Annotated in this window: 15 protein-coding genes; 6 read left to right on the top strand and 9 right to left on the bottom strand. The window is 41.8% G+C overall.

Going from position 1 to position 15,956, the window contains the following annotated elements; all coding sequences use genetic code 11:
- Window positions 1-34 precede the first annotated feature (34 nt).
- The 3 genes from IWX76_RS01010 to IWX76_RS01000 are packed head-to-tail and all read left to right on the top strand — an operon-like array spanning window position 35 to window position 3,517.
- Window positions 35-2,254: an ATP-binding protein gene (locus IWX76_RS01010; protein ID WP_196857999.1), complete on the top strand. Its 2,220-nt coding sequence runs from the start codon at window positions 35-37 to the stop codon at window positions 2,252-2,254.
- 23 nt (window positions 2,255-2,277) lie between these two features.
- Window positions 2,278-2,865 carry a biliverdin-producing heme oxygenase gene (locus IWX76_RS01005; RefSeq protein ID WP_196857998.1) on the top strand — a complete coding sequence of 196 codons (588 nt, stop codon included), beginning with the start codon at window positions 2,278-2,280 and terminating at the stop codon, window positions 2,863-2,865.
- A complete protein-coding gene (locus IWX76_RS01000; protein ID WP_196857997.1) occupies window positions 2,858-3,517 on the top strand; it encodes an HAD family hydrolase in 660 nt (219 codons plus the stop codon). The genes IWX76_RS01005 and IWX76_RS01000 overlap by 8 nt, the downstream gene beginning before the upstream one ends.
- 21 nt (window positions 3,518-3,538) lie before the next feature.
- On the opposite strand, the gene IWX76_RS00995 is transcribed toward IWX76_RS01000, so the two are convergent.
- Complete coding sequence (locus tag IWX76_RS00995) at window positions 3,539-3,808, bottom strand: 4a-hydroxytetrahydrobiopterin dehydratase (RefSeq protein WP_196857996.1); 270 nt, start codon at window positions 3,806-3,808, stop codon at window positions 3,539-3,541.
- A 70-nt stretch (window positions 3,809-3,878) separates the two neighbouring features.
- On the bottom strand, window positions 3,879-4,454 hold the full coding sequence (locus IWX76_RS00990; RefSeq protein ID WP_196857995.1) for a flavodoxin family protein: 576 nt from the start codon (window positions 4,452-4,454) through the stop codon (window positions 3,879-3,881).
- Between the two features lie 271 nt (window positions 4,455-4,725).
- Between IWX76_RS00990 and IWX76_RS00985 the strand changes: the two genes are divergently transcribed.
- Window positions 4,726-5,679: a DUF6515 family protein gene (locus tag IWX76_RS00985; protein ID WP_196857994.1), complete on the top strand. Its 954-nt coding sequence runs from the start codon at window positions 4,726-4,728 to the stop codon at window positions 5,677-5,679.
- Window positions 5,680-5,738: 59 nt separating this feature from the next.
- Window positions 5,739-7,013: an Hsp70 family protein gene (locus IWX76_RS00980; RefSeq protein WP_196857993.1), complete on the top strand. Its 1,275-nt coding sequence runs from the start codon at window positions 5,739-5,741 to the stop codon at window positions 7,011-7,013.
- On the opposite strand, the gene IWX76_RS00975 is transcribed toward IWX76_RS00980, so the two are convergent.
- The 4 genes from IWX76_RS00975 to IWX76_RS00960 all read right to left on the bottom strand — a co-directional run bounded on the left by IWX76_RS00975 (window position 7,010) and on the right by IWX76_RS00960 (window position 11,372).
- Window positions 7,010-9,376, bottom strand: coding sequence for an ATP-binding protein (locus IWX76_RS00975; RefSeq protein ID WP_196857992.1), 2,367 nt, complete (start codon window positions 9,374-9,376; stop codon window positions 7,010-7,012). The genes IWX76_RS00980 and IWX76_RS00975 overlap by 4 nt on opposite strands.
- Before the next feature lie 28 nt (window positions 9,377-9,404).
- The gene (locus IWX76_RS00970) at window positions 9,405-9,713 is read right to left on the bottom strand and encodes a lipocalin family protein (protein ID WP_196857991.1); all 309 of its coding nucleotides are present in this window, start codon (window positions 9,711-9,713) and stop codon (window positions 9,405-9,407) included.
- The gene (locus IWX76_RS00965) at window positions 9,706-10,641 is read right to left on the bottom strand and encodes a zinc metalloprotease (RefSeq protein WP_196857990.1); all 936 of its coding nucleotides are present in this window, start codon (window positions 10,639-10,641) and stop codon (window positions 9,706-9,708) included. Before IWX76_RS00965 ends, IWX76_RS00970 begins: the two co-directional genes overlap by 8 nt.
- A 149-nt stretch (window positions 10,642-10,790) precedes the next feature.
- Entirely contained in the window at window positions 10,791-11,372 is a 582-nt protein-coding gene (locus tag IWX76_RS00960) for a tRNA-(ms[2]io[6]A)-hydroxylase (protein ID WP_196858996.1), read from the bottom strand.
- Window positions 11,373-11,434: 62 nt separating this feature from the next.
- Between IWX76_RS00960 and IWX76_RS00955 the strand changes: the two genes are divergently transcribed.
- A complete protein-coding gene (locus tag IWX76_RS00955) occupies window positions 11,435-12,676 on the top strand; it encodes a glycosyltransferase (RefSeq protein ID WP_196857989.1) in 1,242 nt (413 codons plus the stop codon).
- 9 nt (window positions 12,677-12,685) lie between these two features.
- On the opposite strand, the gene IWX76_RS00950 is transcribed toward IWX76_RS00955, so the two are convergent.
- The 3 genes from IWX76_RS00950 to IWX76_RS00940 all read right to left on the bottom strand — a co-directional run bounded on the left by IWX76_RS00950 (window position 12,686) and on the right by IWX76_RS00940 (window position 15,947).
- Window positions 12,686-13,873, bottom strand: a complete 1,188-nt coding sequence (locus IWX76_RS00950; protein ID WP_196857988.1) for a multiheme c-type cytochrome — start codon at window positions 13,871-13,873, stop codon at window positions 12,686-12,688.
- A gap of 67 nt (window positions 13,874-13,940) precedes the next feature.
- Window positions 13,941-14,612 (bottom strand): peptidylprolyl isomerase, encoded by a 672-nt coding sequence (locus tag IWX76_RS00945; RefSeq protein ID WP_196857987.1) that lies wholly within the window; start codon window positions 14,610-14,612, stop codon window positions 13,941-13,943.
- Window positions 14,613-14,615: 3 nt separating this feature from the next.
- The gene (locus tag IWX76_RS00940) at window positions 14,616-15,947 is read right to left on the bottom strand and encodes a Gfo/Idh/MocA family protein (protein WP_196857986.1); all 1,332 of its coding nucleotides are present in this window, start codon (window positions 15,945-15,947) and stop codon (window positions 14,616-14,618) included.
- Between the last annotated feature and the right edge of the window lie 9 nt (window positions 15,948-15,956).

Below are 15,956 nucleotides of genomic sequence, written 5' to 3'. Positions count from 1 at the left end.
AATTTAACTAAATTCGTAACAATCAAAGGAGTACATGAATAAATTTAATGTAGATGCCACTAATTGCGATCGGGAGCCCATTCGTTCACCTGGAATGATACAATCGCACGGTTTTATGATAGGGATTGACCAGCAAATGTTGGTTCAATTTTTTAGTGAAAACATAAAGAAATTTCTACCCTCCACACCTGATAGCCTGCTAGGTGAATCAATAAGTGTGTTGGATGGTCTATTAAGCCAGCAGTTGCATCACCCCGTATTAGAACAGTTAATTGCTATTGGTAAAACCAATGGCTTTGAACAAATTAATCCTATCTCTATCGAGATTAACGGTAAACCTTTTTACCTGATGATCAGTCCTTCCACCATGTATTACTTGTTGGAATTCGAACCTGCACAAACGGATCTTGACGTAGACCTGAATAAAATAATAGGGCGTTCAATTGCTGAAATGCTTGGTGATAAAAACCTCAATAACCTGTTAAACAACGCTGTTGCCCAGATAAAAAAGATCACTTCTTTCGACAGGGTGATGATTTATCGTTTTGCCGCCGATCATCATGGGGAAGTAGTGGCTGAAGCACGTAATGAAGGATTCTCCTCCTGGCTGGGTTTACACTATCCTGCATCAGATATTCCAGAACAAGCCCGCGAACTGTATAAGATCAACCTGACCAGGTTAATTACCGATGTTCATGCTGAACCCGCAAGACTGGTCACAGCGGTGGAAGATAAAGCCTTCCAATTAGACTTAAGTCATGCACAACTTCGTGCGGTATCGCCTATTCATATTGAGTACCTCAAAAATATGAAGGTGGCTACCAGCTTTAGCATTTCTTTAATATACCATGGCCAGTTATGGGGATTAATCGCCTGTCATCATTATAGTCCGCGATTCATTGATTATAAATCGAGAGAGTCTTCTAAACTCATTAGCCAAATCCTTTCATCAGCATTGGAATTTAGGCAGGACGAGGAAAATGAGCAAAAGCTACAACTGTTTCGCAATAACGTTGATGCCTTATCCAGGCAATTAATGATGCCAGGAAGTAATATTATAGAAGCATTAACAGCGCACAAAGTAAATTTACTGGAAGTTACTGACTGTAATGGGGCCGTCTTGTTGTACGAAAACAACATAAAAACCTTAGGCATCACACCCAGCATTCCAGAAATTACCGAATTAGTGAGCTGGATTAAAGATACCGTACATGACCGCTTTTACCACACCACTCACCTGAAAAATGTTTTTCCAAAGGCAGAAAGTTATCAGAAGATAGCCAGTGGGTTATTGGTATGTGTGCTGTCAAAAGAATTGAATGAGTACCTTTTATGGTTTAAGCCAGAGTATGTGCAAACTATTAACTGGGCAGGAAAGCAAGAAAAGGAACAAACCATTGATGGAACCGGATTGGTCCACTTATCGCCCAGAAAATCATTTGAAATATGGTCAGAAACGGTGATTGGCAAATCAAAAAGTTGGAATAGAGAGGAAATCAAAGCGGTAAAACGACTTAAGGAGGAAATTGTATATACCATAAACCTTAAGGCAAACCAAATCAGGCAATTGAATGAGAAGCTTCAAAAAGCTTATCAGGAGCTGGATACCTTTAGTTACACCATATCACACGACCTTAAGACACCCCTTTCTACGATTAAGGGTTTCTCCCAGATATTAAAACGAGAAAAGAGTTTAACACCACATGCTTCCAATGTAGTCGATAGAATTTTAGCCAGCACGGATAAAATGAACTACATGATTAAGGAGGTCTTAGAATATTCGAGGATCAACCAGGGGGAGTTAAGTAAAGTAGACATCCAAGTAAAAACACTGGTGGAAGACCTGATCAGGGACCTTCGCATTGCTTACCAAACTGACAATCTGGAGGTGATTATAGGCAATATGCCAATGATAAAAGGCGATCCGCTTATGATTTCACAGGTCTTTTCCAATCTGCTAAGTAATGCTATTAAGTACTCCAGCAAAAATGAGCATCCATGCATCAGGATTGAAGGGAATCTGCAAGGATCAGAAGTGGTTTATCGCATTAATGATAATGGAATTGGAATCCATGCACAGGAGCTGTCTAAAGTATTTGACTTGTTTAAACGCATGGAAAACGTACAAAACATTGAAGGCACTGGGATTGGTCTGGCAATTGTTAAGAGAATAATAGAAAAACACAACGGACATATCTGGGTAGAAAGCACGCTTGGCGAAGGTTCTACCTTTTTTATCTCCTTCACAGATTAATAATAAACGATTGTAATTATAATATGATAGCCGATCAAATCAAAAACAATACAAATACCCACCACCAGGCATTGGAAGTAATCATGATACGCCAATTAAAGTCTATGAAATCCATAAACGATTATACGGACATTTTAGAAATATTCTACAGTTATTTTGGCGGACTGGAACAACAAATCAAAGCACATCTGAATGATGGCTTTGCCATAGCAGAAAGAAGAAAAGCTGGTGATCTTGCCGCTGACCTGTCGCATTATGGGGCAGCAATACCCCCACTGGCTTCAGCAGATGACTTACCTAAAATTGAAAACCACCTGCAGGCCATTGGTGCATTATATGTGATTGAAGGATCTACCTTAGGCGGCAAATACATTAGCCAAATGATAAGTAAACAACTGGAACAGGCTGATTCTGCTGGACTAAGCTTTTTTAATGGTTATGGTGACAATACCATGGCCATGTGGTCAGATTTTAAAGATTATATGAACAAACAGGCTAACAATGAAGCAGAAGGAGCGGAAATTATTGCTGCTGCCAATGAAACTTTTGTAAAGTTTAAACATTGGATGGAATATTATCCCAAGCTTAAGCTAACTTTGCAAAATGAATAAAGAAATTGCCGTTATATTTGATATGGATGGTGTAATTTGCCATACCAATCCATATCATTCCCTAGCTTTTCGCGAATTTTTCTCCACTAGAAATTTAAATCCAACCGACGAAGAATTTGCTGCCCATATGTTTGGCAAGAGCAACAGTTATATCATGAGCCACTTTTTACAACGTAAAATAGAAAGTGCTGAATTATTGGAACTGGAAGAAGAGAAAGAAGGTTTGTTCAGAAAAATATATGAAGCACATGTGGACCCGATAACAGGCATTGTGCCCTTTATCACCGATTTACATGACCATGGCGTTAAGCTTGGTGTGGCTACATCGGCACCAAAAGCCAACCTTGATCTGATATTGAGCAAGGTGCCAATCAGGGAAATGTTCGGATCGATCATGGCAAGTGAGAACGTGACTAAACATAAGCCAGATCCGGAAGTGTACTTAACATCTGCAAAAAATCTACAGGTGGATCCTTCGCAATGCCTAGTTTTTGAAGATTCATTTTCTGGCATAAGTGCTGCGTTAAATGCAGGAATGAAGGTTGTTGGCGTGTTAACTTCACATCAAAAAGAAGAGCTTCCTCCCTGCGACCTGTACATCAATAATTACACAGAATTGTCGTTTGACCAGGTAAAAAAGTTACTATCATAACTGGTAGTTTTATAGCCACTATTATTCTTCCAGGTCGTACATCAATAGCTTGTCTATTTCCATTGCCATTTTACGATCTTTTTCTGTGACGAAATCTCCAACATCATGTGTAGATAGCCATAGTTCGACTTTATTATATTCATTAGTCCATTTAGGGTGATGGTTGTTTTTCTCAGCGAGAAAGGCAACCTTCACAATAAAAGAAAAAGCTTCCTGAAAATCTTTAAAGATCACCGCTTTATACAGTTTATTGTCTTTTTCTTCCCATTGTTTTTGAATGAAATGTTCCATTGTAGGTAGTAACTAACAGTTTGTAATGTTCTATATGTTTTATCATTTTAAAAGTATCGTCAGACGGCGATTAAATATATCTTAACAAATGAGCAACCATTGTTTCAGCTGTTTGACTATACTCCGATTCGTATTTTTCCAGCAGCGCTTCCCTTGTGGTAGCCACGCCCTTAGCCTGCTCCTGCGATAATACCGAGAGGGTACAGTATGGTGGTATTAAAACGCCAACTGCATTTAAGAAATTGCTAATGTTGCCTATAATATGTTGCGCACCATCAGAATCACCTGTAATCAGAATTCCGCCAACTTTGTTGGCCAGCCTTGATGTTTCGCCAGCTAAAATCATATCATGCACTTCGTCCAGCCTTTCAATAACCCGCTGTACTTCCGAAGAATGATTGTCCCACCAGATCGGTGTGGCAAAGATCAAAATTCTGGCTGCAAGTATCTTCTCCAAAATTGCCGGCCAGGCATCCCCCGCCCCCATGTCATCATAGGTTCCAGCAAAAATTGGGTGATCAACTAATTTAATAACCTCACAGGTCACACCCTGTTGTTCTAGTTTTTCGACAAAAAACGCTGATAAAGTCTCCGTATTAGATAGCCCTGTTTTCTTTAGCGTTCCGAGTAAAATTACTGCTTTCATCTGAATGAATTTAAGGTTAAACTAAATCGTCCGGTGGAATGTCTAATCACTAACACTAAAACTGACCAGTAGTTTTAGGTCAATACATTTATGATGACAAAAAGGAATTCATCATATAAATGTAACCTTATTTGTAGCGTTAATCCATTCACAGCAGTTATAGTCTTACCAGTACATTTATATCGAAGACCCATGTCAAGTAACGTTCAGGACAAAAACTAGATATTGCTCATGATGGCTTCAAGACCTTTATACAACTAAATATACACTTATGAAACTCTTAAATTTCAAAACATTAGGTAGTATAGCTGCGGTACTTTTTATAAGTAGCACAACTATTCAGGATACGTTTGCGCAAAGAGGGCGAAGCAGTAACGGTGGCGGCGGATCAGCAGGCCGTTCTGCACCATCAAGAAGCAGCGCACCAAGCATATCAAGAAGTTCAATGGGTAATTCTGGCAACAGATCAGCCGTTAGACCGAGTCAGCCGCGTTCTTTACAGGGCAATACCAGCCGATCGGCACAACGCTCCATCCAACGGAATGAAAACCGAAGCCTGCAAAGTCAGAATCGCTCGAGGATTAACCCGAATAGCAGCAGGAGGCCCAATTATGCTGGCCGCCCTACCAACTACCGTGGGCCCGTAAACAGCAGACCACATTATGGCCGCCCAGGTTATGGATATGGACATGGTTATGGCTACAGAGCTCCATTTTATGGTCGTTTCTATAATTATTACAGACCTTACCTTGGCTTTAGCTTAAGCGTATTGCCGTTTGGCTATTACCCATTCTATTTTGGTCAAACTCAATTCTTCTATTCAGGCGGATTATACTACAGACAATATGAAAGAGAATATAAGGTAGTCGTACCACCGGTTGGAGCTGAAGTACCAAGCCTACCAGAAGAGGCTCAGGAGGTTACCGTGAACGGAAAAGTATTCTATGAATACAAAGGTGTTTATTACCAGGCCCGCCAAAATGATGAAGGAAAAACAGTTTATGTCATCGCTGGAAAAGATGGTGTACTGAACACAGCTGATGGCCAGGCCCCGGTTGACGATCCTAACGAAGCCGTACGCATTGGCGACGAAGTTCAGCAACTGCCTGAAGGCAGTGCAGAGGTGACGTTGAAAGGTGCACAATACTTTGTTTCTCCTGATGGTGTCTACTATGAAAAAGTAGTTGCCGACGAAAAGGTCAGCTATAAAGTGGTTGGCTTATAAGCTTTCTTAACTTTTTTTTATACTTTCGCCGCCCCGGCAAAGTATAAAAAAAGGTTTTGATGAAAAAGATATTATATGGAATTGATTTTGGAACAACGAATTCGGCTTTATCCATTTATGATGAAGAAAAGAAGGAAATCCTAACCACCATACTTATTCCTTCCCTCATCTATTTTCCGGAAACTTCCGCTTCTGAAGGATCTTTAAACTATATAGTTGGCGAAACGGCAATTGATGCTTACCTCGAAGATGGTATGAAAGGCCGATTTATAAAATCGATCAAACAAATCCTATCCCGAAGTAGCTTTACAGAAACCCGTATTCAAAACAAACGGTATAATGCTTCACAATTGGTGGCCTTGATTCTTAAGGAGTTAAAAACAAGGGCAGATCAATTCATCGGGCAGTCCTGCACCAAAGCAGTCATTGGACGCCCGGTATTCTTCGACGATGACAATACTTCTAAAGACACCCTTGCACAAACACGTTTAAACAAAGCGGCTGAACTTGCTGGCTTCGATCAGGTGCGCTTTCAGTTTGAACCGATCGGCGCTGCCTTTGCCTATGAAAAAACTTTAACAAAGAAAGAACATGTGCTGGTTGCCGATCTTGGCGGCGGTACCACCGATTTTACTTATGTGATCCTTGACCCTAATAAAACAGGCAATATTGACCGCAAAGAAGATTTAGTGGCCTCAGGAGGTATCTACATTGGTGGCGATAGCTTCGACTCTGCATTTATGTGGGAAAAAGGCACCCCCTATTTTGGTAAATATACACAGTATGAAGCTACGCCGGGTAAAGTGTTAACAGTGCCTAAATCGCTGTTTGCTAATATTTGCTCCTGGGATAAAATGAACTTTTTCAATGGTTTGAAGATCAAAAAGGAGATTGAAGATTATTATTACTTTTCGGGCAATGACCCTAAATTTAAGAATTTGATCACTTTAATAGATCATAACCTGGGGTATTCGGTATTCCAGTCCATTGAAAAGACAAAGGTTGAGCTGAGTTTTCAAGACCATTCTTGCTTTGAATACAGCAACATGAATATAGATATTAAAGAAGAGGTTGATATTGCTGAATATGACCGCATCATTGATAAAGACCTGCAAAAAATAGCACATTACATGACCGAATTTTTGCAAAAAAATAATATCCAGGAGTCTGCTATCGACAGCCTGTTTTTAACGGGTGGTACTTCCCTGGTGCCTGCTATACAAAAGCTGTTCAAAAGCAAGTTCCCACATATTAAGGTCAACTCAGGCGACAACTTCACCAGTGTAGCCAAAGGCCTCGCCTACAGCAGTTATTTATTTGAGGATGGTTATTAAGACAGGTTTTCTAAATTGAGGTATTGACAGATTTTTTTATACAATTGATCAGGTAGAAAAGGTTTAACCACCACATCATCTATGCCCGAATCCTTTAGCCTGCCGTAGATCTCTTCAGGCAAGTTTGCAGTCAAGGCAATAATCGGAATAACCACGCCATCTGTACGCATCTTTTTTGACGCTTCATAGCCGTTCATTACGGGCATATGTAAGTCCATCAGTACCAACTGGTGTTTGTTAACATCAAGCTGATCCAGAGCCTCTTGCCCATCCATAGCTACATCAACGGTAGCACCCCAATTTTCAAGAAATTTTCGGGCTACCATCACGTTAATCATGTTATCGTCTACTACCAGCACCGCTACATCCTGGAAAGGTTTCTGACTAAGCGGCGCAGACTGGGTTATATCTTTGGGTACTATTTTTTTACCCTTTGTAAACAGCTGTTCAAAATAAAAAACCGATCCCTTACCTTCTTCACTAACAAGGTCTAATGATGAATCCTGCAACTCAAGTATACGCTTTGATATCGCCAGGCCTAATCCAGTACCGCCAAAACTTCTTGAAATGGAAGAATCAGCCTGCGTAAAGCGCTCAAAAATGCGTTGCTGATTTTTAAGAGGAATGCCGATGCCGGTATCTTTTACCGCTACTTTTAAATATATAGCTGTCGCATTTTGTTTTAACACCTCGATGGTCACTGCCACGTAACCAGCGTCTGTAAATTTTATTGCATTGTGCAACAGGTTGGTCAGCACTTGTGTAAACCTGGTCGGATCACCAATCACCAGGTCTTTTAATTCCTGATCAACCTCAAATTTTAAAGCTATATTTTTATCTGTAGCCGTGGCATTTAATCCCGATACGATGTATTTAGCTATATCGGCCACGTCCATCTCCATGCGCTCAAAAGTAATTTTACCAGCTTCTATTTTATTGTAATCTAGAATATCATTGACAATCACTAATAAGTTGTTTGCAGAAAACAACATCACCTTCAAATTCTCTTCCTGATCCGGTCTTGGATTGTTATTTAATAGCAGGTGGCTCATACCAATTACTGCATTTAAGGGGGTCCTGATTTCGTGACTCATCGTGCTCAAAAACTCACTTTTCACTAAAAGACCTTGTTCCGCCTCGGTTCTGGCCTGTTTTAAAGCAGCATATACACGGTGTGACAGAATGAGCGACTGCAGAAAGAAAAAAGCAATGTAACACACAAAGCTAACCATTTGATAACGATCAATATATCCCCAAAAATGCAGCAAGGATATCGCAAAGGCAGTCACAATGGCAAGCGCACTCATTAATGTATAAATAGCGCCAGAACGTTTCCTCCTATAGGCAATGGTATAGATATAGGGGATATAAAAAATGCAAAAAGTGGCAACCAATAAAAAGGGCGTTAACAATTGCGTGAAATAATAAGGACTCAGCGCCAAGGTGAGAAAAGTAAATGAAAAACACACAGCATTGGTACATCTGATGACTACCTTATGGATGTCCTGGGGATACAAATAACGTGTATATAAACTAAAAACACCAATACTCAAAAACAAACTAATATATTCTAAGCGCACAGTGAGGTGCCAGCTCATCCCTGGGAAAATGGAATGTAACAGGTAATTATCAACCCCAATAATTCGATAGCTATACAATAAACAAAACAGCGCAAAAAACAAGATGGTTTTATCGCGGTTGCCTACAAGGTAAAGTCCCATAAAAAAAATACCAGCCATTAATAAACATCCGGTAAGCAATAAATCTATAGAGCTGGCACGATTTTCAGAGAGCCCAAGTTGCTGCTGTTTTCCAACCAATAGTGGTTGGGAAATTCCCCCTTTGTAATGAGCGAAGTTAGCGATATGCAGCGTAACCTGTAAAGTGTCCCTTCCAGGCGGAATATTGATCAATGTCGGGCGCCAGTATGGTCGAAAACCTTCGGCAGATGTACTGATGATTCCATTTGAAGATACCAGTTTACCATTAATAAACAATTTATAGGCACTATAGGTATCTGGAACTTTCATGCTAAGCGAATCGGTATTTGCCGGAAGCAACACCCTAACCCTGTAAGTTGCATAACCAAAAGATGGAAGTTTAGTACCATCCGAATGTTTATCTGTCCACCTGAAAGGGAAGTCTACTAACTTTCCACTTTTATCATTCGGTAAGTCAGGATCCAGAAATACTTTCCAATGAAATTCCCATTGCCCATTTAGTGGTATACCTGTTGAAAGAGATTGCATACGCAAGTCGATGGTTCCATTACTCGCCATGGGCGTAATGGACTTGGCGTTCACCTTCCAGGTGACAAGGCTAAAAAGAAGAACGAACAGGACAACAATTTTACCAACTTTCATGTTGCACTAAAAGTAGAAAAAAATTGTATTATTTCTTAACAACTAATTTATCTTCATTAACCTCCTTTACAGAAAGCACTTGCGACGTTCCATCATGAAAAATAATTAATAGGTTGTCGCCTTCCAGCCGCCAGGAACCAGTTATCTGCTCTGGAACATCGTTTCTGCCGATTTGAAAACTTGCTACTTCACCATTTTCCTTTAGGTCAAATTGACTTCTGCCACGCGAACGGTTAAAGGGAAAGTCGGCCGGACGATAAACCTGTTCCTGTTCATTATCTTCCTCAAAAGAGTGTGTCCACTTCCGTTGTAATTGTTGCAGTTCTGTATCAGTCATAACCTTCCGTTTGCTCTGTCTGTATTAAAGATGCCCTCGGGCCCTGCATGGTGGCATTCATCCGGGCAACCTGCCCATCAGTAAACATGTACATGCTGTCGTCGTCTACGTAGTCCATATAATTCATAAACATATCTCCATGTGGACCATTATCACAGGAAATGGAAGGAAAACTTGGTTTTTGATAATTAGGTCCTAATTGGTTTGGTGTATCGTCAACATAGTCAGAATCAGAACAGGTGCTGCCCCGACCCTCCCCAAAAATATGCGACAGGTTTAAATAATGTCCCACTTCGTGAGTAGTGGTCCTGCCTAAATTAAATGGTTCCAGTGCCGTGCCATTTGTTCCAAATGCACGGTAGTCTACCACCACGCCATCGGTTTCCGGTGGCCCACCTGGAAACTGTGCATAGCCCAAAATCGAGTTACCCAGGCTGCATACCCAAATGTTAAGGTAACGATCTGTGGCCCAAGGTGCAACTCCGCCCCTGGCACCATCCTTAACCTGATCATCTGTACCAAACCCTTCCACTGTCGTTGCTGTACGGGTAATTCCATTACTAGCCATACCATCAGGCCCCACCCTGGCCAGTTCAAAACCAATCAGCGAATCAGACACCAGGCCCGACCATACTTCAGGCACTTTGCTCCGATCGCGGTTCCTTGCACTGAAATCCTGATTTAATACCTGTAACTGACTGATGACCTGTTCTTCTGATATATTTTGACTTTCTTCCTGATACACTACATGTACCACCACCTGTATCATCACGTGCTCCCGTAGGCGAAAAGACCTGGTCTGGTATAACAGCGAATTGATGTTGTTTTCAATGGATGCCTGAGCCCTCCTGAACTCCGGAAAAGCTTCTACCTGTCGGTTAAATACCTCCATGGTGGCGCAGTTTCTCACTTTTATACCCTCTGCCATAGCCTGATTGCTTAAATAGGTTTCATAAATGATGTAACCCTGTTGTCAATCAACCCTGTACATCAATAAATATACTTATAATGCACAAAAATGGCACCAGAATATGGTGCCACAACAAGTATTTTATAAAGAAAATTTATGGTAAAGAATTAACCGTGAATAGCTTCCCGGTTTCCGAAGCTTTGTATTAGCTCACCTTCAAAGTCCAGCCATTCTTTCCATCTTTTGTTTACATCCACATCGATGGTATATTTGCGAGCAAAGTTTAAAAAGGTAGTGTAATGGCCAGCTTCAGAAACCATCAGCTCATGGTAGAATTTAGCCAGTTCCGCATCTTTTATATTGGTCGATAAAACCCGGAAACGCTCACAACTTCGGGCTTCAATCATCGCCGCAAATAATAACCGGTCAATAAAAGCAGAGTTTCTGCTGCCATCTTTTTTACTGAATTTCACCAAACGTCCAACATAATCGTCTTTACGCTCACGCCCCAGCGTATAACCACGTTGTTTAATAATGTCCACCACCATTTGAAAATGCTCCATCTCCTCAATGGCTATAGCGGTCAGCTCCTCCACTAAATCCATATGCTCAGAATTGTTAGCAATAAGCGTAATGGCATTTGTTGCCGCTTTTTGCTCACACCAGGCATGATCCGTCAATATTTCTTCTAAATTTGATTCCGCAATATTAGCCCAACGTGGGTCTGTTAGTAATTTTAATCCAAGCATGTGCTGATAAATATATTCTTCACTGCCAAAATTACATCTATTTTGCATAAATTTTAAAAGGAATGAAGGAAAACAACATCTTGGTTATTGGATTGGTTTGGCCAGAGCCTGGCTCCTCGGCGGCAGGCACCAGGATCATCCAACTCCTTCAAGTATTTCTTTCTGCCGGGGCAAACGTCACTTTTGCCTGCGCGGCTTCAAAAGGTGAATTTAGCTACGACTTACCTTCATTAGGTGTCACCGAACAAGCCATTAAACTTAATGACGACGGTTTTGATGAATTCATTAAAGTCCTACAGCCAAGCCTGGTATTATTTGACCGTTTTATGGTGGAAGAACAATATGGCTGGCGTGTGCAGCAGGAATGTCCCGATGCGTTGCGGATGCTTGATACCGAAGACCTTCACTGCTTACGTTATGCCCGACAACAGGCCATAAAAACAGCCAGAACTGTGACTACGGCCGATTTGTTCAACGAAGTTGCCAAACGTGAAATTGCGGCTATATTACGCTGTGACTTATCCTTAATCATCTCCCAGGCGGAGATGGACATCCTGAATCAGCAATTCCGGATAGACCCGGCCATACTTTATTACCTGCCTTTTTTAGAAGAAGAACTAAGTGATCAACGTGTAGAAAACTGGAACAGCTATGAAAACCGCGAGGGTTTCACCTTTATCGGCAACTACCTGCACGAACCCAACTGGCATACCCTTCAAACCTTAAAAACACAGGTATGGCCAGGGTTACGTGCTAAAGTGCCCGGTGCCAGGCTGCATATTTATGGCGCCTATGCCAGTCAGAAAGTTTTACAACTGCACAATGAAAAAGAGCGTTTTTATGTACATGGGCGTGCAGCAAATGCAAGAGAAGCCCTGGCTAAACACAGAATCCTGCTTGCACCCATACGATTTGGTGCGGGTGTAAAAGGTAAGTTTATCGATGCCATGCAGGTCGGTACCCCCTCGGTAACCACCAGCATCGGTGCTGAAGCCATGAAAGCAGAACTGGAATGGAACGGTTACATCGTTGATGACATCACCTTGTTTATCGAACAGGCTGCTGCTTTGTATCAGCATAAAACCCAATTTTTACAAGCACAACAACATGGTCGACAGATCATTAATGAACGTTATGGAAAAACAAAGTTTATAGCGGACTTCCTAAAAAAGATCGCTGAACTATTTGCAAACCTGACCAGCCACCGGCAACAAAATTTCTACGGACAACTGTTACAGCACCATACCGCAAACAGCACTAAATACATGTCTTTGTGGATTCAGGAAAAGAACAAACCTAAATAACCTAATTGCTTATTTAACCAGGTCTTTATATACAGCAATGCGATGGGTCCTCACCATATAGGGAATTTTATCCTTACTGTTACTCACTTGGAAACCAATGGTACCCGAGGTCTTTTTAGGCATATGGCAGTCAATACAATTGTCCGCCATGATGGCCCGGTCTTTTGCAGCCAAAGTAGGATGTGGTGTGTTCTCGTGGCAACTTTTACATTGGTTAGAATAGATTTTCAAACTTACCTTAGGTTCCCCATGCACATCGTGGCAGGATATACACTCGGCTTTGCCTATTTTAAAACAAGGACTCGCTTCCAGCAATTGCTTTTGATAGCCATGAACATCAGGATCCTGACCGGTATAACTGCTGTATTGGGGCAAACTCTTTAGCGTATCTCCAGGTTTAAAGGTAAAAGTAGAAGTTAGGGATTGGAGCTCCACTCCAGAATGGCATACGCCACAAGCATCTATTCGGCGAGCTAAAGGCAATGATTTATAGTTCACCATGTGTTTAGCTTCTTTTACTTCAGGATTTTCCTGATGAAATTCTACATGTTTCACGGCTGGTCCGTGGCAACGTTCACAATCGATACCGGCAATTAAAGATCCTTTTACAAACTGCTCTTCTAGCTTCAGGTCGGCCGTTTGTATTAGTTTTTTATTGACCGATGAACTATGGCATTCCAAACAACGGGCAATTATCGGTCGGCCAAAGTAAATCTGCTCCTCCGGGTAGCCAGGACTATTTACCCACTGGTGCTCCTGGGTCAGGTAATTGAGGGGCATCTGCATCAATTGGTTATTATACCAGAAAGCAAAGGTATATGCGCTGTGGCCGGAACCAAAAACAAAGTCTGTTTTTTCAGCTTTCACCTCTCTCCCATTGATGTAAGCAACCTGGTAAAAAGCGCCATTGCGTTTCTCTAAACCAACTCTAGTATTTTCATTAAACACAAATTCACCTTCGGGAAGCCCGAGGGAGTCTGTTGCTGCAGTGCCATCTAACGCCCTGGAAGTATTAAAATGGGCATTATGTGCATAAGAATCACCAACCGCTTTGTGGCAACTTACACAGGTAGCACTGCCCGCATAAGCCTGGCCCCGGCTGTCTGGCTCTTTTACCTTGGTCTGCGTGCATTGCACAATCACCACCAGCAATGACGACAGGGTAAACAGGAGAAGTATTAAACGTCGTTGCCTCATATTAATTTGGCTTATGGGTATCAAAGTTGAGCATTAAAAAATAGCCTAAGCTATGGAGTATAATAGCTTACGGAAGCTTTTTCAACAGGGCATTGACTTCCTTTTGGGTTAACACCTGCGGTGTAAAAATGATTTCCTTTACAGGTAGGTCGCCTTGTTTGGTTGGCACTGCATTAATGCGGTCGGCCACCTCCATACCTTCCACCACTTCACCAAATATGGTATAATCGCCATCCAGGTGTGGCGTTCCACCTATCGTGGTGTATACCTGTCGCTGTAAAGGCGAAAACTTAATCCCCTTCTTTTTCTCCAGTGCATCCAATTGTGCTGCTGTATGTTTTTTACCAGCTACCAGGTAAATCTGCGAAAAATATGAACTTTTCTCCGGATTGTCATTGCGTCCTGCACCCAGGGCGCCTTTTTTATGGATCAAACCTGCTACCAACTCTGCGTCAATACGTGATACCTGAATGCCAGGTTGTTTGGCCTCCCGTTCCAATATCACATCATCGAGTTCACCGGCCTGACTCACAAAACCTTTGATCACCCGGTTAAATGCAGCACCGTCAAACAGTCCTTTTTTAATGCTTTGTACAAAAGCATCCCGATGTTTGGGCGTCTCCTCATATAAATGCAATGTGATATCGCCCATGTTTGTTTTTAACCGCACAAACCGAGCTTGCGCAAATACGGTCAGGGCAAATAAACATAGGACAAAGCTTAGTGCAGTCCGTTTCATGAATTAAAATTTAGGCAATTGATAGCCATTATGATATTCCGACATTAAATACTTGTCATTAACCTGTTTGTTCGTAAACAGTTTTGTATGGTCATCCCAAGTTATTTTCTCCCCGCTGCGAAAGGCAATATTACCCATTTGAGCAACTGTAGCCACATGTGCACCCGCCTGTATAGAACAATTTAACTCATCCTTTTTCCGGCTCCTGATGCATTTAAAGAAATTCACCATGTGGTTGTCCAGCCCGTTATCCGATGCCTTTACCAAAGGTTTACTTACCTTATTGCCACTCTGTCTTTCTTCAATGACTTCCCAGCCGCCACGGTCTAATATCAAGGTGCCATTGTTACCTATGTAGGCAATTCCGTGGCCCCTGTTGTACGATCCGTTGTCAATACCCATGGCAGAATCCCATACCATGTTAAATTTATCAAACTCATACAGGGTCGTTAATGTATCCGGAGTTTCTTCGTACAAATCAGGGTAAGCAAAACGGCCGCCTAAAGCAGAAATGGTCTTAGGTACAGGCATCCCCATACCTAGCAAACCATAATCCAATAAGTGCACGCCCCAGTCGGTCATTAACCCACCGGCATAATCCCAAAACCACCTGAAATTAAAATGGTACCTGCTGGCATTAAAAGGACGTTTCTTTGCCGGGCCCAACCATAGGTCGTAATCAACGCCTGCAGGTGGCATGGCGTCAGGCACCACTGGCCCCGGTTTCATCCAACCTTGGTAACACCACACTTTTACTGTTCTGATGTTACCTAGCTGTCCGCTTTGTACAAAGTCGACCGCATCCTTAAAGTGTTGCTGACTGCGTTGCCATTGTCCGGCTTGTACTACTTTATTATATTTTTGTTGTGCAGCTACCATGGTACGGCACTCTACAATAGAGTTACCCACAGGTTTTTCTACATAAACATCTTTTCCTGCTTCACAGGCATGAATCATCATTAAAGCATGCCAATGGTCTGGTGTGCCAATAATCACGGCATCAATATCTTTCCTGTCTAGTAAAGAACGGTAATCACTATAGGTTTTCACTTTTGCGGCATCCACTTTAAGCTCCTTCAGCTCGGTCATGCGTTTAGCAATTACGTTCTGATCTGAATCGCATAAGGCAACCAGGGTTACCCCCGGCACTTTTAAAGCAGCTTTTAAATTGGCCCAACCCATTCCATTAATGCCAATAACGCCAATATTGATCTGGTCGTTGGCACCTATGGTTTGTTCATATAACGCGTATGCCGGATTGTCGAGTGCGGAAAGTAATACAGTGCTACCTAAAGCCCCTGCGCTGTTACGGATAAAATTTCTTCGGTTTAACATTTGGTTTAT

The sequence above is a fragment of the Pedobacter sp. CAN_A7 genome, from assembly GCF_015752175.1.
In the GTDB taxonomy this organism is placed as follows: Bacteria; Bacteroidota; Bacteroidia; order Sphingobacteriales; family Sphingobacteriaceae; genus Pedobacter.
Note: the sequence above shows the minus strand (reverse complement) of the source record. Positions and strands in the feature narration are given on the sequence as shown.